General features: G+C 70.5%; 16 protein-coding genes and 1 pseudogene. 14 read left to right on the top strand and 3 right to left on the bottom strand.

Features of this window, described 5'->3' with window-relative positions:
• The first annotated feature begins 265 nt into the window (after nucleotides 1-265).
• The 3 genes from BKA14_RS16885 to BKA14_RS16875 all read left to right on the top strand — a co-directional run bounded on the left by BKA14_RS16885 (nucleotide 266) and on the right by BKA14_RS16875 (nucleotide 2463).
• Entirely contained in the window at nucleotides 266-994 is a 729-nt protein-coding gene (locus BKA14_RS16885) for a GntR family transcriptional regulator (RefSeq protein WP_239093615.1), read from the top strand.
• Nucleotides 995-1084: 90 nt separating this feature from the next.
• Nucleotides 1085-1648 (top strand): DJ-1/PfpI family protein, encoded by a 564-nt coding sequence (locus tag BKA14_RS16880; RefSeq protein WP_184951888.1) that lies wholly within the window; start codon nucleotides 1085-1087, stop codon nucleotides 1646-1648.
• Nucleotides 1645-2463 (top strand): alpha/beta fold hydrolase, encoded by an 819-nt coding sequence (locus BKA14_RS16875; protein WP_184951887.1) that lies wholly within the window; start codon nucleotides 1645-1647, stop codon nucleotides 2461-2463. The genes BKA14_RS16880 and BKA14_RS16875 overlap by 4 nt, the downstream gene beginning before the upstream one ends.
• Before the next feature lie 51 nt (nucleotides 2464-2514).
• Here the strand turns inward: BKA14_RS16875 and BKA14_RS16870 are convergent, their stop codons facing one another.
• Entirely contained in the window at nucleotides 2515-3651 is a 1137-nt protein-coding gene (locus BKA14_RS16870; protein ID WP_203722864.1) for an endo-1,4-beta-xylanase, read from the bottom strand.
• A gap of 569 nt (nucleotides 3652-4220) precedes the next feature.
• Between BKA14_RS16870 and BKA14_RS16865 the strand changes: the two genes are divergently transcribed.
• The 9 genes and pseudogenes from BKA14_RS16865 to BKA14_RS16830 all read left to right on the top strand — a co-directional run bounded on the left by BKA14_RS16865 (nucleotide 4221) and on the right by BKA14_RS16830 (nucleotide 18658).
• A complete protein-coding gene (locus BKA14_RS16865; protein ID WP_184951886.1) occupies nucleotides 4221-7052 on the top strand; it encodes a PQQ-dependent sugar dehydrogenase in 2832 nt (943 codons plus the stop codon).
• Between the two features lie 14 nt (nucleotides 7053-7066).
• Nucleotides 7067-8740, top strand: a complete 1674-nt coding sequence (locus tag BKA14_RS16860; RefSeq protein ID WP_184951885.1) for a ThuA domain-containing protein — start codon at nucleotides 7067-7069, stop codon at nucleotides 8738-8740.
• Nucleotides 8737-11595 (top strand): glycosyl hydrolase family 95 catalytic domain-containing protein, encoded by a 2859-nt coding sequence (locus BKA14_RS16855; protein WP_184951884.1) that lies wholly within the window; start codon nucleotides 8737-8739, stop codon nucleotides 11593-11595. The genes BKA14_RS16860 and BKA14_RS16855 overlap by 4 nt, the downstream gene beginning before the upstream one ends.
• 14 nt (nucleotides 11596-11609) lie before the next feature.
• Nucleotides 11610-11726, top strand: a pseudogene (locus tag BKA14_RS45710) (cellulose binding domain-containing protein); the annotation flags it as partial.
• Nucleotides 11727-11797: 71 nt separating this feature from the next.
• Nucleotides 11798-12739, top strand: coding sequence for a hypothetical protein (locus BKA14_RS43215; RefSeq protein WP_203722862.1), 942 nt, complete (start codon nucleotides 11798-11800; stop codon nucleotides 12737-12739).
• Between the two features lie 40 nt (nucleotides 12740-12779).
• Nucleotides 12780-13256 carry an RICIN domain-containing protein gene (locus BKA14_RS43210; protein WP_203722860.1) on the top strand — a complete coding sequence of 159 codons (477 nt, stop codon included), beginning with the start codon at nucleotides 12780-12782 and terminating at the stop codon, nucleotides 13254-13256.
• Nucleotides 13257-13306: 50 nt separating this feature from the next.
• Nucleotides 13307-14029, top strand: coding sequence for a cellulose binding domain-containing protein (locus BKA14_RS16840; protein ID WP_239093614.1), 723 nt, complete (start codon nucleotides 13307-13309; stop codon nucleotides 14027-14029).
• A 295-nt stretch (nucleotides 14030-14324) separates the two neighbouring features.
• Nucleotides 14325-15854, top strand: a complete 1530-nt coding sequence (locus BKA14_RS16835) for a GGDEF domain-containing protein (RefSeq protein WP_184951883.1) — start codon at nucleotides 14325-14327, stop codon at nucleotides 15852-15854.
• Between the two features lie 389 nt (nucleotides 15855-16243).
• The gene (locus tag BKA14_RS16830) at nucleotides 16244-18658 is read left to right on the top strand and encodes a ricin-type beta-trefoil lectin domain protein (protein WP_184951882.1); all 2415 of its coding nucleotides are present in this window, start codon (nucleotides 16244-16246) and stop codon (nucleotides 18656-18658) included.
• Nucleotides 18659-18759: 101 nt separating this feature from the next.
• Here BKA14_RS16830 and BKA14_RS16825 read toward each other — a convergent pair whose 3' ends face one another.
• Complete coding sequence (locus BKA14_RS16825) at nucleotides 18760-19317, bottom strand: TetR/AcrR family transcriptional regulator (RefSeq protein ID WP_203722858.1); 558 nt, start codon at nucleotides 19315-19317, stop codon at nucleotides 18760-18762.
• An 81-nt stretch (nucleotides 19318-19398) separates the two neighbouring features.
• On the opposite strand from BKA14_RS16825, the gene BKA14_RS16820 reads away from it, so the two are divergent.
• Together BKA14_RS16820 and BKA14_RS16815 are read left to right on the top strand one after the other, a co-directional pair.
• On the top strand, nucleotides 19399-20196 hold the full coding sequence (locus BKA14_RS16820) for a CE1 family esterase (protein WP_184951880.1): 798 nt from the start codon (nucleotides 19399-19401) through the stop codon (nucleotides 20194-20196).
• Nucleotides 20197-20288: 92 nt separating this feature from the next.
• Entirely contained in the window at nucleotides 20289-20564 is a 276-nt protein-coding gene (locus BKA14_RS16815; protein ID WP_438861888.1) for a hypothetical protein, read from the top strand.
• A 20-nt stretch (nucleotides 20565-20584) separates the two neighbouring features.
• Here the strand turns inward: BKA14_RS16815 and BKA14_RS16810 are convergent, their stop codons facing one another.
• Complete coding sequence (locus tag BKA14_RS16810; protein ID WP_184951879.1) at nucleotides 20585-20815, bottom strand: BON domain-containing protein; 231 nt, start codon at nucleotides 20813-20815, stop codon at nucleotides 20585-20587.
• Between the last annotated feature and the right edge of the window lie 144 nt (nucleotides 20816-20959).

Raw genomic sequence — 20959 nt, 5'->3', positions numbered from 1 at the left:
TGCGGACCGGCGCGGCGAGCGCACTGCGGCGTCCGTACGCCGATCGCCCGATGCCGTCGGAAAGGCCCGGTGGTCCGGTGGCGGACCGAGCGGGACGTCGAGCATGCTGACGGTGCTGGAAATGATCAAAGGAGGTGCTCGACGAAGATCATTCGTCGTGTTTCCTATACGATCTGGTGGGCGTCAGCATGTCGCAGCCCTGTAACTGCTGTCAACAGGCTCGCGACGACGCGAGAGAGGACCTCACGTCACGATGGACGAAGCGATGATCACTCGGAGCCGCCGGGACCCGACGGGAGGTGTGCCACCGGGGCGATCACGCGGCCGGCTGGCCGACGAGGTGTACGACACGCTGCTGGGGCAGTTGATGTCGCTGCGGATCGAACCGGGCTCGCGCGTCACGATCGACGTCCTCGCGCGTGAGCTGGGAGTCTCGCAGACGCCGATCCGGGACGCCCTGAACCGGATGGAGGCCGAGGGGCTGGTCGTCCGGGTGCCCCACGCCGGCTACCGCATCCCGCCCCAGATCACCCGCGACCGGTTCGAGGACATGCTCGAAGTTCGCCTGCTCCTGGAGCCGGCGGCGGCCCGCCGCTCGGCTGAGCGCGCCTCGTTGGAGCAGGTGGCGGCCCTGCGGCGGATGCTGACGGAGATGGCCGAGCTGGAGGGCAGCAGCGGGCCCATGGCCTACGGCGCCTTCGGGCTGCGCGACGCCGCGCTGCACGATCTCGTCGCCGCCAGCGCGGAGAACCAGGTCATCCGGGAGGCGCTCGCGCGCCTGCACAGCCACGTGCATCTGTTCCGGCTGCACCGCGACACGCAGGTCACCCACCTGGCCATGGCCGAGCACGAACAGGTCGTGGCCGCGATCGCCGCGCGGGACCCGGACGCCGCCGCTTACGCGATGCGCCGGCACATCCTGCGCTCGGGCGACCGGTTCCGGCGGGTGTTCGACGAGATCGAGGATGCGGGCCCGGAGGCGGTGGAGGCTTGACGGTCGGCCGGGGCAGGGTAATGCTGGCTCCACCGGATCAGATCGGATTGGATCCGCCCTCACCCGACCCCCCGATGCGAGGAGAAGCAGGTGCCCAGAGCGCTGCTCCTGACCGGCGACGCCGCCGAGGAGCTCGACACGATGTACCCCTACTATCGCGTGCAGGAGGGCGGCTGGGACGTCGACGTCGCGTCCCGGACGACGCGCGACGTGCAGCTGGTCATCCACGAATTCGACCCCAACTCCGACGCCTACGTGGAGAAGAACGGTCGCAAGCTGCCGGTCGACGTGCCCTGGGCCGAGGTCGACGTCGAGCGCTACGACGCGCTCATCATCCCCGGCGGGCGCGCTCCCGAGTGGATCCGGGTCGACGCCGACGTCCGGCGCATCACCGAGCACTTCTTCGCGCGCAACCTGCCCATCGCGCTCGTGTGCCACGGCGCGCAGGTGCCGGCGGTGTACGGACTGCTGAAGGGACGTAAGACGGCGTGTTTCCCGCCCATCACCGGTGACATGGAGAACGCCGGCGCGACGGTCATCGACGCTCCCGACGTCGTGGACGGCAACCTCGTCTCGTGCCGGGGCTGGCCCGACATGCCGCAGTTCGGCCGGGCGATGATGGAGGTCTTCTCGAAGTCCGTCAGTTCCGCGTGACGGCTCGGACCGTCACCGTCGGCGGTTCCGCCGTCCACGTCCTGGAGGTCGGCACCGGGCCCGTGGTGCTGATGCTGCACGGCTCCGGACCCGGCACGACCGGGGCCGGGGCCTGGGCCGCCACCGCGCAGGCGCTGGGCCCTTCCTGGCATCTGGTGGCTCCCGACCAGGCGGGCTTCGGACGCACCCCCGTGCCGCCGGGCGCCCGGGGCGGGCTTCGGCTGTGGACGGAGCAGGCCGCGGCTCTGATGGAGACGATCGGTGCCGAGCGCTATGCCGTCGTGGGTCATTCCATGGGCGGGGCCGTGGCGCTGGCGCTGGCCGCCGCGCGGCCGGAGCAGGTCACCCGGGTCGTGGCGGTCTCGACGATGGGTGCCCCCGGAGCGCCGCTGTCGGCCGATCTCGACGCGCTCTGGGCCGCTCCCGCCGGACCGGCCGGGGCCCGCGACATGCTGAGCCGCCTCGTGCTCGACCAAGCGCTCGTCACCCGGGCCGCAATCGACGCCCGGGCCGCCGCGATGCGAGCGGGGGCGGCCGCCTTCGCGTCGTTGTTCCCGCCGCCGAGGGCGCGGTGGGCCGAAGACCTCACCCTCCCGGCGCCGGCCCTGGCCGCGATCCGGGCCCCCGTGCTGCTCGTGCACGGCGCGCAGGACAGCGTGACCCCGCTCGGGACCGCGGCCCTGCCCCTGCTCGACCACCTGACCGACGTCCGTCTGCACGTGCTCGGCCGGTGCGGGCACGTGCCGGCCATCGAGCACCCGGACGAGTTCCGGCAGCTTCTGTCGTGCTTCCTGGCCCGCGGCCGAGGCGGCTGACTGCCGCCGCCCGTTGCCGCCGGCTGCGCACCGGCGGCAACGGGCGCGTGCTCAGCGGCGCGGAGCCCCTGAGGCTAGCGCCAGATCCTGCCGCAGCACGTCGAACTGACCCTTCGGGTTCAGCTGCTCGTCGTAGATGAGGGCGGCGCCCTCCTGCGGTTCGGTGAACCAGCCCGGCACCCACGAGTAGGCGTCGCCGAAGCCCCACGGCGTGAACGAGATGCAGGCCCGGACGGCCAGGCACGCCTGCAGGGTGCGCGACCAGTAGCTCTCCTGGGCGTACGGGGCGAGCGCGTTCACCGGCTCGTTCACCGCGTCCGGCTTGGTCTGCGTGCGCACGTCCACCTCGGTCAGCGCGACCTTCAGCCCGAGGGCGGCGAAGCGCTCGAGGTTGTTGCTCAGGTCGGGATAGCCGTACTGGGTGGAGAGGTGGCCCTGGAACCCGACGCCGTGGATCGGCACGCGCTGCGCCTGCAGCGAGCGGACCATCGCGTACACGGCGTCGCTTTTGACCCCGGTGAACTCGAGGTTGTAGTCGTTGTAGAACAACAGGGCCTTGGGGTCGGCCTGGTGCGCCCAGCGGAACGCGTCGGCGATGTAGCCGGTGCCACCCCACGCCTTGTACCAGATCGACTGGCGGGGCTGCCCGTTGTCGTCGAAGGCCTCGTTGACCACGTCCCACTGCCAGATGTCGCCCTTGAAGTGGCGCATCGTTTCGAAGATGTGCTTCTTCAGGGCCGCCTTCACCTCGTCGTCCGACAGGGTGGTCGTGGTGCCGTCGGCGGACAACCACGTGGGCAGCTGGTTGTGCCAGACCAGCGTGTGACCCCGGACCAGCTGCTTGTTCTTCTTCGCGAAGGCGACGAGCTGGTCGGCCTTCTGGAAGGTGTAGGTGCCGCGGACGGCCTCCACCTCGGCCCACTTCATGGCGTTCTCCGCGGTGACTGAGGAGAACTGCTGAGCGGTGATCTGCGTGTATTTCTCGTTGGTGCCTAGTTGGTCGGCGTTCACGGCCGTGCCGATGCGCAGGCCCACGCGGGCGGCGAGCGCGCGCAGCGAATCGGCGGGGTAGGCCTGGGGCGCCGACGGCTTCGCCGGCGGCGGTGTGGCGCCGGCCGGGGGCGGGCCGGCGAAGGTCAGCAGCATCGCGGCGCTGACCACAGAAAGGGGAAGTCGAAGACGACGCACGGGAACTCCTGCAGCGGGACGGTGAGGACGGGATTCCGAAACTTCCGGAAATCTTCCGGAAGTAACGACAGGAATCTATGCGCTGCCGCTCCGGCCGGTCAAGAGTTCCGGCACCGCTCCGTAGCGCAGCGTGATCATGGACCGGTGTTGCGACGGTGGCCCGGCTGAGACTGAAAAGTGTGCGGATTGTTCGCAGGGCGCGATTTTTCCCGGCCGGAAAGTGTTACGCCGGGCGCGCCGTCGAATCGCGGTCGGGCGCAAATGAACTTGACCTTGTTGCAGCTATGTGAACGATGCATCAACTATTGACTGCTTTCTATCTTCCGCTTAGCGTGTGACGTCATACGAATCCCCCCCCACATCTGCTGCCCGGCAGGCTTGTAGCCCCTTGGGCGGCCGGTTGTTAACGCTCACTCCACATGTGGCTCCTCGCTGCTCCGGTGCCGGATGCGTTGGAATGCATCGTGTCCCGCCGGCATGAGCCAGTGGCTTTTCAGCTCATTGTCGGGCGGTCTGCCCCAAGCGCGGACGCCATTTATCGAATGCGAAGCCGACGAGGTGATTAATCCATGAGAAAACGAGCTCTGGCGGTGGTCGCCACCGCGGTCCTGGCGGCCGCCGGGCTGGTGTCAGCCGTGACCGGCCCGGCCTCCCCGGCCTCCGCCCATCCGGTCAACGCGTCCGACTATCAGCAGGTCGAACTGGCGCGCGGCGTGGGCGAACTGGGCGAGCCGATGTCGATGGCGGTGCTGCCCGACCGCTCGGTGCTGCACACGGCTCGCAACGGCGTCCTGCGCCGCACCACCGCGGCCGGGGTCACCTCGGTGATCGGCACTCTGCCGGTCTACACGCACGACGAGGAGGGCCTGCAGGGCGTAGGGGTGGATCCCGGCTTCGCGAGCAACCGGTTCATCTATCTCTTCTACGCGCCCCCGTTGAACACACCCAGCGGTGACGCGCCGGCCACCGGCACGGACTTCTCGGTCTGGAACGGGGTCAACCGGCTGTCCCGATTCACCCTCAACGCCGACTACACGCTCAACACCGGCAGCCAGGTGACCGTCCTGGAGGTCGCGACCAACCGGGGCATGTGCTGCCACGTCGGCGGTGACATCGACTTCGACGCGGCCGGCAACCTCTACCTGTCCACCGGCGACGACTCGAACCCGTTCGACTCGAGCGGCTACACGCCCATCGACGAGCGCAGCAACCGCAATCCGGTCTACGACGCCCAGCGCACCGCGGGCAACACCAACGACCTGCGCGGCAAGGTGCTCCGGATCAAGGTGAACGCGAACGGGACGTACTCGATCCCGTCGGGCAATCTGTTCCCGCCCGGCACCGCCGGCACCCGGCCCGAGATCTACGCCATGGGCCTGCGCAACCCGTTCCGCATCGGCGTCGACAAGGCGACCGGCGCGCTGTACGTCGGCGACTACGGACCCGACGCCGGCACGACCAGTTCGACGCGCGGCCCGGCGGGCCAGGTCGAGTTCAACCGCATCACCTCGGCCGGCAACTACGGCTGGCCCTACTGCACCGGCTCCAACACGACGAACGAGACCTATGTGGACTACACGTTCCCGTCCGGGCCCTCGGGGAACCGGTTCAACTGCGCCGCCCCGGTGAACAACTCACCGCGCAACACCGGCCTGACCAGCCTGCCGGCCGCACGGCCCGCCTGGATCAAGTACGACAACTGCTCGCTGGCCGCCTTCGGCTGCGGGTCGGAGTCGCCCATGGGCGGCGCGGTCTACCGGTACGACGCGGCCAACCCGTCCACGGTCAAGTTCCCGCCCCTGCTGGACGGGCACTTCTTCGCGATGGAGTTCGGCCGGCGCTGGATCAAGAGCATCGACGTCAACGCCGACGGATCGGCCGGGCAGATCAGCGAGTTCCCGTGGCGCGGCACGCAGGTCATGGACAGCGCCTTCGGGCCCGACGGCGCCCTGTACGTGCTCGACTACGGCACCGGCTGGGGCAACGGCGACGCCAGTTCCGCCCTGTACCGCATCGAGTACCGGGGGGCCGGCAACACCAACCAGGCGCCGATCGCCCGCGTCGCGGCCAACCCCTCGTCCGGAGCGGCTCCGCTGACCGTCGCCTTCTCCTCGAACGGCTCGTCGGACCCCGAGGGCGGCGCGCTGACCTACGCCTGGAATTTCGGCGACGGCGGCACCTCGGCGGCGGCCAACCCCACCCACACCTACACCACAGCCGGCGAGCGCACCGTGAGCCTGACCGTGACCGATCCCGCCGGCCTCACCGCCAGCGCCTCCATGACGGTCACCGTCGGCAACACCGCACCCACGGTCGTGCTGAACACACCGGTCGACGGGGGGCTGTTCAGCTTCGGCGACAGCGTGCCGTACACGATCACGGTGTCCGACCCCGAGGACGGCACCATCGACTGCAGCCGGGTCAAACTGAGCTACCTGCTCGGCCACGACGACCACGCGCACCCGATCAGCTCGAGCACCGGATGCACGGGCACACTGCAGATCCCGGTGGACGGCGAGCACGACACGGCGGCCAACCTGTTCGCGGTGCTCGACGCCGAATACACCGACCGGGGCGCCAACGGCCAGCCCGCGCTGACCACCCGGGCCCAGAAGATCCTGCAGCCCCGGCACCGGCAGGCCGAGCACCGCAACAGCCAGTCCGGCACCGCGCTCTACAGCAAGACGACAGCCGAGGGCGGGCAGACCGTCGGCGACATCCAGAACGGTGACTGGATCGCGTTCCAGCGGTACTCGCTCGCGGGCGAGACGCGGTTCACGGCCCGGGTCTCGTCCGGCGGAGCCGGCGGCACGATCTCGGTGCGTGCCGGATCGGCCACCGGCACCGTGCTCGGAACCGTCACCGTGCCGGTCACCGGCAGCTACGAGACCTTCACCGACGTCTCGACGACCCTGTCCAACGTGCCCTCCGGCCCGACCACCCTGTACCTGACCTTCTCCGGCGGCTCCGGGACGCTGTTCGACGTCGACGCCTTCACCTTCGGCGGCGCCCCGGGCAGCGGTGGCACGGGCCGGATCGTCGGGGCGAGCGGCTCGTGCGTCGACGTCAACGCCTCCGGCACCGCCGACGGCACCAAGATCCAGCTGTGGACGTGCGGCACCGGCGCCAACCAGCAGTGGACCCGCACCGGCAGCACCTGGCGGTCCCTGGGCAAGTGCATGGGCGTGGCCGGTGGCGCCACGGCGGACGGCAGCGCGGTGCAGCTGTCGGCCTGCACCGGCTCGGCCGCGCAGAACTGGACCGCGGGCACCAACGGAACCCTGGTCAACGGCTCGTCGAACAAGTGTCTCGACGCCAACGGCGGCAGCACCGCCAACGGCACCCAGCTGATCATCTGGACCTGCCACGGCGGCACCAACCAGCGCTGGACCCTGCCATGAGAGGAATCCCCGTCATGCGCCCCCTCACCCGCGTTCTCGCCACGGCCGCAGCGGCGCTGCTGGCCATGGCCGGCACCGGCGGCACCCCGGCCAGTGCGGCCGACGCGCCGTACGACGTGTTGGTCTTCTCCAAGACGGCCGGCTTCCGGCACGACGCCATCCCGGCCGGTATCCAGCTGATCCGGGACCTCGGGGCGGCCAACAGCTTCACGGTGACCGCGACCGAGGACGCCGGCCGGTTCACCGCGACCAACCTGGCCCAGTTCGAGGCCGTCGTCTTCCTCAACACCACCGGCGACGTGCTCAACTCCACCCAGCAGACCGCCTTCGAGAACTACATCCGGGCCGGCGGCGGCTACGTGGGTGTGCACGCGGCCTCGGACACCGAATACGACTGGCCGTTCTACGGCGAGCTGGTCGGGGCGTACTTCGCCTCGCACCCGGCGATCCAGGCGGCGACCGTACGGACCGAGAACCGGGCGCACGCCGCCACGGCCGGGCTGGCTCCGGCCGCGACCCGCACCGACGAGTGGTACAACTTCCGCAGCAACCCCCGATCGTCGGCCCGGGTGCTGTCCACCCTGGACGAGTCGAGTTACTCCGGCGGCAGCATGGGTGGCGACCACCCGCACACCTGGTGCAAGACCTACCAGGGCGGGCGCTCGTTCTACACCGGCGCCGGTCACACCCAGTCCTCCTACACCGAGTCCGGCTTCCGGGCGCTGATCCTCGGCGGCATCCGGTACGCGGCCAACCGTACGAAGGCCGACTGCCGCCCCGAGACCGGCTACACCACCCTCTACAACGGCTCCACCACCGGCTGGTCGCAGGCCGGACCGGGCTCGTTCGGCAACAGCAACGCCACGCTGACCTCCACCGGGGGGCCGGGACTGCTCTGGTACAACGCCAAAGAATTCCGCTCGTACTCGCTCAAGCTCGACTGGATGACGCCGGGCAACGACGACTCCGGGGTGCTGATCGGGTTCCCGGCCGGCAGCGACCCGAACGCGGCGGCCGCCGGCGGACACGAGGTGCAGATCGGCGCCGGCGGTACCGGGGCGGTGTCCGGGTTCCAACCGGCCGACACCACTGCCCGCGACGCCGCACTGAACCCGCCGGGGGAGTGGAACACCTACGAGCTGCTGGTCGAGGGGGAGAGGCTGCAGGTCTTCCTGAACGGCGTACGGGTCAACGACTTCACCAACACCGACCCGGCGCGCTCGCTCACCTCCGGCTACCTCGGGCTGCAGAACAACGGCACCGCCTCCTTCCGCAACGTGCGGATCAAGGAGCTGGGCGGTACGACACCCCGGACCGGCCGGATCACCAGCTCCACCGGCAAGTGCGTCGACGTGGCCGGGAACAGCTCGGCCGACGGCACCAAGATCCAGCTGTGGAGCTGCACCAGCGGCACCAACCAGCAGTGGACGGTCAACGGGAGCACCCTGCGCGCGCTCGGCAAGTGCATGGGCGTGGCCGGCGGCAGCACCGCGAACGGTGGCCTGGTCCAGTTGTCGTCCTGCACCGGCGCGGCCGGGCAGAACTGGACCGCCGGGGCCAACGGATCCCTGGTCAATGTCGCCTCGGGTCGATGCCTGGACGCCAACGGCGCCAGCACCGCGGACGGCACCCAACTGATCATCTGGGGCTGCCACGGCGCCGCCAACCAGAGGTGGGTTCTGCCATGACCGACGTGACACGCAGGAAGCTGCTCGCGGCGGGTATGGCCGGGGCCGGGGCCACCATGCTGCCGACGGGGTGGGCCGCGGCCGCGCGGCCCGGCGGGGCAGCGGTGACGGCGGCGGCCGGGGATCTGGCGCTGCGCTACGACGAGGGCGCCGGAACGGACTGGCTGCGGGCCCTGCCCGTCGGCAACGGACGCCTCGGCGCCATGGTGTTCGGCAACGCCGACACCGAACGGCTGCAACTCAATGAGGACACCGTGTGGGCCGGCGGCCCGTACGACTCGGCCAACACTCAGGGTGCGGCCAACCTGGCCGAGATCCGGCGCCGCGTCTTCGCCGACCAGTGGATCCCGGCCCAGGATCTGATCAACCAGACGATGCTCGGCAACCCCGCCGGGCAGCTGGCCTATCAGCCGGTGGGCAACCTGCGGCTGGCCTTCGGCAGCGCCAGTGGCGCGTCGCAGTACACGCGGACGCTCGACCTGACGACGGCCACGGTGACCACCTCGTACGTGCTCAACGGGGTTCGCTTTCAGCGGGAGGTGTTCGCGAGCGCACCCGATCAGGTGGTGGCCGTGCGGCTGACGGCCGACCGGGCCGGCGCCGTCACGTTCACCGCGACGTTCGACAGCCCGCAGCAGACGACCGTGTCCAGCCCCGACTCGGCGACGATCGGCCTCGACGGCATCTCCGGTTCCATGGAGGGCAAAGCGGGGTCGGTCCGGTTCCTCGCCCTGGCCGGCGCGAGCGTCACCGGGGGCACCGTCAGCAGCTCGGGCGGCACCCTGCGGGTCAGCGGGGCCACGAGCGTGACCGTGCTGGTGTCCATCGGCTCCAGCTACGTCAACTACCGTACGGTCAACGGTGACTACCAAGGCATCGCGCGGCGGCACCTGACCGCGGCCCGGACGGTGGACTTCGACCAGCTGCGGGCCCGCCACGTGGCCGACCACCAGGCGCTGTTCAACCGGGTGACGATCGACCTGGGGCGCACGGCGGCGGCCGACCAGATGACCGACGTCCGCATCGCGCAGCACGCCTCGCAGAACGACCCGCAGTTCGCCGCCCTGCTCTTCCAGTACGGCCGATACCTGCTGATCGCCTCGTCCCGGCCGGGCACCCAGCCGGCCAACCTGCAGGGCCTGTGGAACCAGGAGATGGCCCCCTCCTGGGACTCCAAATACACCATCAACGCGAACCTGCCGATGAACTACTGGCCGGCGTGCACCACGAACCTCGCCGAATGCCACCTACCGGTGTTCGATCTGATCAAGGACCTGGCGGTGACCGGGGCCCGCACCGCGAGCGTCCAGTACGGCGCGGGCGGCTGGGTGACGCACCACAACACCGACGCCTGGCGCGGGTCCTCGGTCGTCGACGGCGCGCTGTGGGGCATGTGGCAGACCGGCGGGGCCTGGCTGGCCACGCTGATCTGGGAGCACTACCTGTTCACCGGGGACGTGGAGTTCCTGCGCACCAACTACGCCGCGATGAAGGGGGCCGCCCAGTTCTTCCTCGACTCGCTGGTCACCCACCCGTCGCTCGGCTACCTGGTCACCAACCCGTCCAACTCCCCGGAGCTGCCGCACCACGCGAACGCCAGCGTGTGCGCCGGGCCGACCATGGACAACCAGATCCTGCGGGACCTGTTCAACGGCGTCGCCCGGGCCGCGGAGGTGCTCGGGGTGGATCCGGGCTTCCGTACGCAGGTCCTGGCCGCCCGCGACCGGCTGGCCCCGATGCGGGTCGGCTCGCGCGGCAACATCCAGGAGTGGCTGGCCGACTGGGTGGAGACCGAGCGCAACCATCGCCATGTCTCCCACCTGTACGGCCTGCATCCGAGCAACCAGATCACCCGGCGCGGCACCCCGCAGCTGCACCAGGCCGCGCGCCAGACCCTGGAACTGCGAGGTGACGACGGGACCGGCTGGTCGCTCGCCTGGAAGATCAACTTCTGGGCGCGGCTGGAGGACGGCGGACGGGCCCACAAACTCCTGCGCGACCTCGTGCGGACGGACCGGCTGGCGCCCAACATGTTCGACCTGCACCCGCCGTTCCAGATCGACGGCAACTTCGGCGCCACCTCCGGGATCGCCGAGATGCTGCTGCAGAGCCACAACGGTGAGCTGCACGTGCTCCCGGCACTGCCGTCGGCCTGGCCGTCCGGCAGCGTCACCGGGTTGCGCGGCCGCGGCGGTCACACGGTCGGCGCCGCCTGGAACGCCACGAGCACCGAGCTCACCGTGCGACCCGATCGGGCGGGGACGGTCCGGGTCCGCAGCCGGGTCTTCGCCGGGACCTTCGAGCTGCGCGACGAGACGGGCGGCACCGCGGTCCAGCCCACCCGGATCGAGTCCGACCTGGTGGAGTTCGCCGGACAGGCCGGCCGCGTCTACCGGGCGTCGGCCGTCCGATCGAGCACAGGTCCGGTCGAGACCGGCGTCCACTACCGGCTGGTGGCCCAGCACAGCGGGAAGGCGGCCGACATCAGCGGAGCCTCGACCGGCGCCGGGGCCCCGCTGATCCAGTGGACACCCGGCAGCGCGGCCAACCAGCAGTTCGACTTCGTGCCCGCCGACAGCGGCTACTACCGGATCCGGGCCCGGCACAGCGGCCTCGTGCTCCAGGTGGCCGGCACCGGCACCGGGGCCGACATCACCCAGCAGGCCGACGCCAACGCCACGAGTCAGCAGTGGCGGGTCGACGACCAGGGCAGCGGGGTGGTCCGGCTGATCAACCGGCTGAGCGGAATGGCCATGGACGTCTGGCAGGCGGCCACAACCGACGGCGCTCGCATCTCCCAGTGGACCCCCGGGTCAGGCGCCAACCAGCGCTTCCAGCTCGTGGCGGCGTCATGACGGCCTTCCTGCGGTTCAGCTACGGCGGGGCGATGAGCTACGCCCTGGCGTGCGCCCGGCCGGCCGTGTTCCGGGCGGTGGCCGCCGTCGCCGCCCCGGGCCCGATCAGCGGGTGCGACGGCGGGCACCAGCAGGGGCCGGTCGACAGCTGCGCGGGCTGTGAGAGCGGCGCCCCCGCTCCCGGCCAGCGCTGGAACAGAGCGTGAATAACGCCCGGCGGATACGCGCCGGCGCCGCCGCGGCCGTCACCGGCCCCGTTTTCGCGGCCGATCAGACCGTCTACGCCGCCCCGTCCGGATCCGGTACGCGTTGCCCCGCGGCCCAGCCCTGCTCGCTGTCCACAGCCCAACTGGTTCAGGTGGGTGGCACCTACGACACACCCGCGCACCACATCACGTTCAGCGACATCACCACCGGCACGAGCTGGCTGGGCCCGGACAGCAGCCAGGGCTACGCCGACCAGCAGACCGGGGCGTACATCACCGGCAACGGGAGCCGGCCCGCCTTCACCTCGTGCCATCAGGGCTGCCCGCAGTTCGAGGCGACCCGTCCCCACTGGCAGCAGTCACCTGCCGCGGTGCAGGTCTCGGCGGCCGACAACGTCACCTTCACCGGCTCGCAGTTCGCCGATCTGGGGCAGACCGCGATCGGCATCGGCGACGACGCCAACGCGCACGGCGGCGGCGTCGGGCTCGGTGCCACCGACATCACGGTGAACCGGTCGGAGATCGCGCGCAACGTGGCCGGTGGCATCATCGTGGGCAGCGTCCGGGCCGGCGCGCACCACCCGGGCGACTCGCGCATGGTCAATCGCAACATCACCGTCAGCCGTACACCGGAATGTCCATCGGCTCCGGCTGGGGCTCCAACGACGCCGGGGGCAGCAACCACTACGCCGACCGGGGTTGTACAACTACCAGCCGCGCTGTTCCACGGCCACCACCGCGTCCGGCAACCAGATCGTCGGCAACTACATCCACGACGTCATGCAGCAGATGAACGACGGCGGCTGCATCTACACCCTCTCGGCCACCCGGGCTCGCCGAGAACATGGGCAACTTCACCGTCACCGGTAACTGGTCGACCAACGGCAGCACCAACGTTACGAACGGCGACCGGGGCAACGTCGTGTCGGGCAACGTGACCGTGAGCGGTGGCAACCGGCCGGCCGGGCCCGGGCCGTGATGGCCGCGGCCGGGCCGCAGAGCACCGGGACCGAGCAGGCCGTCCAGCTCGTGGGCACCCGGTCGGGCCGCTGCGTCGAGGCCGCGGCCACCGGCAACGGCAGCGCGGCGCAGCTCGGCAACTGTGTCAGCGGCAGCAACCAGCGGTGGACGTACACCACCGGACGGCAACGGTGCCTGGACGGCAACAAGTGCCTCGACGCGTCCGGCCAGGGCACGGCGAACGGCACCGCGGTCATCGTCCGGGACTGCGGCGGACAGGTCAACCAGCAGTGGAACCTCAACGCGAACGGCACCGTCACGGGTGTGCAGGCCGGGCTGTGTCCCGACGCCGTCGGCAACGCCACCGCCGCCGGCACCAGGATCGATCTGTGGGCCTGCCACGGCGGCGCCAACCAGCAGTGGAGCCCGCGAGGCGTCGGAGGCGCAAGGCGGGTCCGGCGCTGTCGCCCCGGCACCGGACCCGCCTTCAACTGATCGTCATTCTTCGATATACATAGGGGGCGGCCGACGTGGAGGAGGTAGCTGTGCGCCACAGATTCGCTGTTGTGCTCGGTGGGGCGATCCTGATGCTGACGACGTTCGCGGGCGGCGCGGCCGCGGCCCCGGTGCCGTCCACGCCCGTCCCCACCCCCGGGCCCACCTGCCCACCGGCGTTGCCGCTGACCGGGTCTGTCACGGGGGCGACCACCGACAGCCTGACCGTCAGCTATTCACTGTTCTTCGCCCCACCCTGTGGCTACAACCCGCCCGTCACCGTCACCCTGTTCGCCGCCGCTCAGGACGCCCGGGACTGGGTGAACCCGGTGGCCGAGGCGGTGTCCGGTCCCGAGCGCAACGGAAAGGTCACCATCGGCGGGCTGACTCCGGGCACCGAGTACTGGTTCCGGTTCAGCGCCGACGGCAAGCGCGACCCGTACATGATCGGATCGGGGCGCACGGAGGCCACGCGGGCCTGCGCCGCGACCGTGGCGGTGGGCAGCGCCTGGAGCGGGGGCTTCGTGGCCACGGTGACCGTGCGCAACACCGGCACCGAGCCGGCGGCTTCCTGGTTGGTCTCGTGGCGCTGGACCGGGGACGAACGCATCGTGTCGCTGTGGAACGGCGTGGAACGGCCCGGCGACGACGGCGTCACGATCGGCAACGCCACCTGGAACGGGAGCCTCCCGCCGGCCGGCTCGGCCACCTTCGGCCTCGTCGTGGCCACGAGCGGAGCGCCCGGCACCATCGTGCCCACCTGCCGGGTCTGATCCGGGCTTCTTGCTGGCTCCTCGCGAGCGGGCCGGAGCCTGATCCGGGCTGTGTACGCCGAACAGGCAGAAAGAACCGGCATCACGATCATGATCGCTGCGGGCGGCCAGGACATTCCGGGCCGCCCGCAGCGAGCCGTCGGCGTACCGGCGGAAGGCCCGGACCGCGGTGAACGCGTGACGGTCTGACCTTTCCCGGCATCGGCCAGGGATGCCCGGCTAATGCCTCACCCGAGACGACTGGCGTCCGAAGAGAAAGGCGGGAGCTCGTCGCGGCGTACGGGAGGCGGTCGAGATGGCAGAGCCGGCCACCGCCGGCCGGCGCATGCTGGCCGATGGTCCGTGCCGCGTCGCGGTGATCGCCGGCCTGGCCTGGTTGGTGTGCTACGGCACGCTGACCGGGCTCACCGCGGATTCGCCGCGCGGGGCCATGTTCGTGGGCGACATCCTGTACTTGCTGCCGATCATCGCCGGCCCGATCGCGGCCACCGTCGCAGCGCGCCGCCTGACCGGCCGGCACCGCCGGCTCTGGCTGTTGCTGGCCATCGCCTACGGCGCGCAGCTGGCCGGGGAGTGCACCTGGGCCGGGTACGACTACCTGACCACGGACGGGCCACCGGATCCCTCGGTGGCCGACGTGTTCTACCTGACCGCTTCCGTGACCACCGTGGTCGCGATCCTGGCCGGTTTCGGTGGTGCGGGCCGTCTCCGGCACCTGCGTGGTCTGCTCGACTCGCTGCTGCTGATCGTCAGCGCCGGCGCGATGGGGTGGCAAGTTCTGGTCCGGCCGCAACTGTCCGGATCGCTGGACTGGTCGAACCTGTTCACCGTCGCCTACCCGATGCTCGACGTCATGCTGATCTGTGCCCTGAGCATCGTCGGCATCGGTGGACACCAGCGGGTGCCGCTCTCGCTGCGCCTGGTCGGTTTTGCCGGCGCTCTCAACGCGGTCAGCGACATGTTCTACACCTACCTGCTGGTGTTCAGCCACTATGAGAGCGGCAGCTGGGTCGATGTCGCCTTCGAGGCGAGTTCGGTCTGCTCGTTCGTGGCCGCGGTCGTGGCCGTCCGGCTGCGGGAGCCGGCGGCGCAACGGCGGGTCTTCGACCGCGGCCTCACGGTGCTGCCCGTGCTCACCGCCACGCTGGCCTCGCTCGCGCTGGTCGTCGTCGAACGGGTGACCACCGGGGTGACCAGCGTCTTCACCCTGGTCGTGGTCGGCCTGCTGTTCGTGGCCATGATGGTCCGGCAGTACCTCTTCGTGGCCGACCGGGCGGCGCTGGCCGAGGAGCTGCGGGAGGCGGTGCGCGAGCAGGAGCGGCTGGCCGTCACCGACGGTCTGACCGGCCTGCACAACCGGCGATTCCTGACTGAGCGGATGACGGCCGAGGAGAGCGCCGATCCGGTCCGGCCGCTGAGCCTGCTCGTGATCGACCTCGACCACTTCAAGACGGTCAACGACACGTGGGGGCATCCGGTGGGCGACGTGGTGCTGCGTGAATGTGCCGGTCGCATCACGGCCGCGTGCCGGGCCGGTGACGTCGTGGCCCGCTACGGGGGCGAGGAGTTCGTGGTCTGCTGCCCGGACACCGGCGAGCCGGAGGCGCTGGCCCTGGCCGAGCGGATCCGCGAGCGGATCGCCGGCACCCCGGTCGAGCACGACGGCCCGTCCATCCGGGTGACCGCCTCGGTCGGCGTGGCGACCCGGCCCGCCGGGGCCGCGGCCGCGTTGATGGTTGCGGCCGATCAGGCGCTGTACCGGGCCAAGGTGGCGGGCCGGGACCGGGTCGCTGTGGCCGTCTCGCCGGTCGCCGAGCACCACTGATCAGCCGGACCGGCCGGCGTCGCGACGTCATGTGAACCTTCACGACGACCCATCATTGACAGCCGTATTTGTTCAAGTCTGTTTGACGCAGAGCGAAAACTATTGCTGGCCGGGAACTGTTACGCGACCCGGGACGATACACGGATCGGCAGGAGCGAGGGCGCCAAAACCGAACTTTACCGGCATTACTACCCGCTTTCTGATCCGCGGAAGACTGCGGAGGCATCGAATATTGATCGATGAACGTCATTGCCGTGTTACCTCGTTATCGCTAACTTAACAATTCTCCACCGGCCTGGCGGACGGACGGCCGTGAGTTCCGTGCACCGATCCCCGGGACGTCGAGAAAGTATCGGGAGGCGGTAGTGACCATGACCGGCAAGATCAGAATGAGGCGACCGGAACGGGCGGGCCGGTCGGTCCGCCGGCCTCGGCACTCGCGCGTCCGGGCCGGCGCGCTCGCGTTCCTGCTGACGGTGGCGGCCGTCCTGACCGTGTCCCCGCAGCCGGCGCAGGCCGCGACGGCGATCACGATCAACGGGTCGTCCGGCGGGCGGGTGTTCGACGGGGTGGGCGCGATCAGCGGCGGCGGGGGCAACAGCCGCCTGCTGATCGACTACCCCGAACCGGAGCGCGGCGAGATCCTCGACTACCTGTTCAAGCCGGGTTACGGCGCGGCCATGCAGATCATGAAGGTGGAGATCGGCGGGGACACGAACTCGACCTCCGGAGCGGAGCCGAGCCACCAGCACACCCGGGGCGCGGTGAACTGCGACCGCGGGTACGAGTGGTGGATGATGGAGCAGGCCAAGGCCCGCAACCCGAACATCAAGCTGGTCGGGCTGTCCTGGGGCGCCCCCGGGTGGATCGGGAACGGCAACTTCTGGTCGAACGACTCGATCGACTATCTGATCTCCTGGCTCGGCTGCGCCACCTCGCACGGCCTGACCATCGACTACCTCGGTGGCTGGAACGAGCGGGGCCGCGACCTCACCTGGTACAAGAACCTGCGGTCGGCGCTCAACTCCCGCGGCTACGCGAGCGTGCAGATCGTCGCGTCCGACGACTTCGGCTGGGGCTCGGCCGACGACGCGCTGCGCGACCCCGCATTCGGCGCCGCGATCTCGGTGTACGGCAGCCACTACGTCTGCGGCTATCGCAGCGCGCAGACCTCGTGCCCGAGCTCGGCCACCGCGATCAACTCCGGCAAGACGCTGTGGGCCAGCGAGAACGGCTCCGACGACTACAACGGCGGCGCGCCCGCCCTCGCCCGCGGCATCAACCGCGATTACGTCGACGGGAAGATGACCGCGTACCTGAACTGGCCGGTCATCGCCGCCGTGACCCCGAACGTGCCGTGGGCGACCACGGGCGTGGCGGTGGCGCCGCAACCCTGGTCCGGCTACTACTCGATCGGCCGCAGCACCTGGACGATGGCGCAGACCACCCAGTTCACCGCGCCCGGCTGGCGGTATCTGGACAGCTCCAGCGGCTACCTCGGCGGCAATCGCGGCAACGGCAGCTTCGTCTCGCTGAAGTCGCCGAACAACCGCGACTACAGCACCATCATCGAGACGATCGACGCCTCAGCGGCCCAGGATCTGCAGTTCACGGTGACCGGGGGACTGTCCACCGGCACGGTGCACGTGTGGTCGACGGACCTGCGGTCGAACAACCCGGCCGACCACTTCGTGCGGCGCGCCGACCTCACCCCGGCCAACGGCACGTTCGCGCTGACCGTGCAGCCCGGCCACGTCTACAGCCTCACCACCACGACCGGGCAGGGCAAGGGCACCGCGACCAGCCCGGCCCAGGGTGGGCTGGCCTTGCCCTACAGCGACGACTTCGACGCGTACGCCACCGGCCGCGAGGCGAAGTACCTGGCCGACCACCAGGGCTCGTTCGAGGTGACCCCGTGCGCGGCGGGGCGGGCCGGTCAGTGCATCCGCCAGATGTCGGAGCAGGCGCCGATCTTCTGGACGACCGGTCACGCCGAGCCGTTCACCCTGCTCGGTGACGTCAACTGGCGCAACTACACGGTCTCGTCCGACGTCCTGCTGGAGAAGAGCGGCTACGCCCAGCTGATCGGCCGGGCCGGCAACTACAACCACGACGGCCCGCAGAACCTCAACGCCTACTACCTGCGCGTCGCCGACAACGGGTCCTGGTCGATCCGCAGCAACAGCACCGCGGGCGCCCAGCGGACCCTGGCCGGCGGCACGACCGCGGCCCTGGGCACCGGTCGCTGGCACAAACTGGCGCTCACGGTCAACGGCTCGACCCTGACCGCCGCGCTCGACGGTGTCACCCTCGGCAGCGTCACCGATGCGGCCTGGGTCGCCGGTCAGGTCGGCTACGCCACCGGGCAGGGGGTGACGGCGCAGTTCGACAACCTGTCGATCACGCCGCTGGCCGGGCCCGCCCCGACCGGTGAGATCCGCGGCGCCGGCTCCAACCGGTGCCTGGACGTCAACGGGCAGAGCCAGGCCGACGGGTCGGTCGTGCAGATCTGGGACTGCAACGGTGGCGCCAACCAGAGGTGGACGTCGACCTCGAGCAACCAGCTGACCGTGTACGGCTCCAAGTGCCTGAACGCCCCCAACCCGACGGCGGGCGCCCGCGTCCAGATCACCACCTGCAACGGCGGCGCCGGCCAGCAATGGCGGATCAACGCCGACGGCACCATCACCGGCCTGCAGTCGGGTCTGTGCCTGGACGTCACCGGGCAGGGAACCGCCAACGGCACGGCCGTCGCCCTGTGGGCCTGCAACGGCGGCAGCAACCAGCGGTGGATCCGGTCCTGACCCGCGAGCTTGCCTCGGGTTCCTCCCGGCCGCCTCGATCGCGGTGCCCCGGACAATGGCTGTCCGGGGCACCGCGATCGAGCCGGTGGCCGGGCTCACCGTCACGCGCGGACGGCCAGGCCTTCGAGTACGACATCGAGGTAGCGGCGGGTCAGGCCGGGGCGTTCGCCGGGTGCCGCGTGCACCGTGGCCGCGAACACCACGCCGCACATCAGCCGCACCACGTCGGCTCGCTGCACGTGCGGCCGGATGCGGCCCGCCGTGTGCGCCCACGCCAGCAGTTCGCCGGTCAGCGCGTCCAGGCGTGCCACCAGCTCGGCCGTCTCGGGCAGCTCGTGGGTGGTCGCGGCGAAGATCGGCTGCAGTGCCGGGTCGGCCAGCTGTGCGTCGATGCCGGCCACCAGGAAACCCGCGAACGCCGCCCAGGCATCGTCGCCCCGCAGGGCGGCCTCGGCTTCCCTGACCAGCTTTTCGAGGCCGGGCCGGGCCAGGGTTTCCAGCAAGGCCTCGGCGGTCGGGAAGTGGCGGTAGACCGTGGCCACCCCGATCGCGGCCTCGCGGGCGACCTCGTTGAGCCGCAGCGGACGACCCTCGTCGAGGAAGGTGCGGCCGGTGTCGACGATGTGCTGCCAGTTGCGGGCGGCGTCTCTGCGGGTCACGGTGACCAGGATAACCGGATACGTCATCCGGATACTGCTACGCTGAAACGGATAGATTATCCGTACGGCGAAGGGCGCACTGTGCAGATCGATGCGGCGGGACGTACCCGCAGTTACACGTTGCTCGAGCCGGCCGGCGGACACGACCGCCTGCTCCTCGTCTTCCACGGCTCCACCCAGAACGGCGCCAAGTTCCGCTCCTTCACCGGCCACGCGTTCGACGCCGTACCCGGCACGGCCGTCGCCTACCTGGACGGCTACCGCGGGAACTGGAACGACGCCCGCCTCGGCAGCCGCTTCCCGGCCCGGCGGGCCGGTGTGGACGACGTGGCGTTCGCCGAAGCGGTGATCAAACGACACGCGTACGGCCGTGAGGTCTACGCGGCCGGCTATTCCAACGGTGGCGGCCTGGTGGTGCGCCTGCTGCACGAGCGCCCCGATCTGCTCGCCGGCGCCGCGATCATCGCGGCGCAGCAGCCTGCCCCGTCGAACTTCCTGGACCCCGGACTGCCGGTTGTGCCGAAACCGGTTCTGATCGTGCACGGCACCGCCGACCGGATCATCCCCTACCGGGGCGGCGAAATGGCCGCGTGGGCCCGGCTGGCCTTCAAGGTCAGCGGGGAGATGCTCAGCGCGCCCGAGACTGCCGCCTACTTCGCCGCCCGCAACGGCATCACCACGCCCCCGACCTCGGTCGACCTGTCCGGCTCGCTGACCCGCACCGACCACCGCCAGGACGGCAAGCCCCCCGTACGCCTCTTCACCGCCCATGGCGCCGGCCACACCGTCCCCGGTCCCCACGCGGCGCCCCGCCTGGTCGGCCGCACCAACCACGAACTCCACGTCACCACAGCAATGGCCGACTTCCTCTGGCCGTGACGCCACGACCCGCTGACTGCCTCGCGCGTCGAAGATTGCGATGGGGAGTCTGTGGGCATCACTGCGCTGCCGCAGATCCTGCCTTGGAGAACATGATGATCAATCCGCGTGTCACGCTCGACGCCGACACTCTCGGCCCGGTCGGCCAGAAGCTGCAGAAGCCCCTGGAGCAGCAGCTCACCTCGGCCCTGCAGCACGCCACGCAGACCGTCGACGATCACTACCACGGCGAAAGCGTCCCCGAGGTGGCTCTGGAGCTGCTGGAGGAAACGAAGGAAGGACTGCACCCCGACATCGCCGACGCTTTCGAGCCGAGCACCGACCAGCTGCAAGCCGTCGCCGCCGCCATCGTCGACGAGCACCGCTAGCGGGCCCGCCGTCCGCCGCACTACCGGCGCTTGCGGGCCGGGGAGGGCGAGACGGTGAGCTGGTTGAGCACGTCGCGTACGCCCGGGGTGGCCATTGCTTGCTCCGCCGCGGCGTCGCAGGCCTCCTGCGTCTCCAAGGAGCCGGCGAGGACGGCCACGCCGTTCTGGACGTCGACGACCAGGTGCCCGCTGGCGACCAAGGGAGCACGCAGGAGCGCCATCGCCACGCGCCGGGCGAGCGCATCGTCCACCGTCAAGTCGTCGCCGCCAGGACCCGGCGGATGTGCGCGCCGGGGACAGCTTTCCGAGTACGGCCAGTACGGAAACATCTGTGCCTCCTCACCTCGCTGGCGTTCCAGGCTGGCGGCGGGATGTCGCACGGCTGCCGCGACCAC

The sequence above is a fragment of the Paractinoplanes abujensis genome (assembly GCF_014204895.1).
Lineage (GTDB): Bacteria > Actinomycetota > Actinomycetes > Mycobacteriales > Micromonosporaceae > Actinoplanes > Actinoplanes abujensis.
The sequence above is the reverse complement of the archived record's forward strand: the minus strand, read 5'-3'. Positions and strand labels throughout refer to the sequence as shown.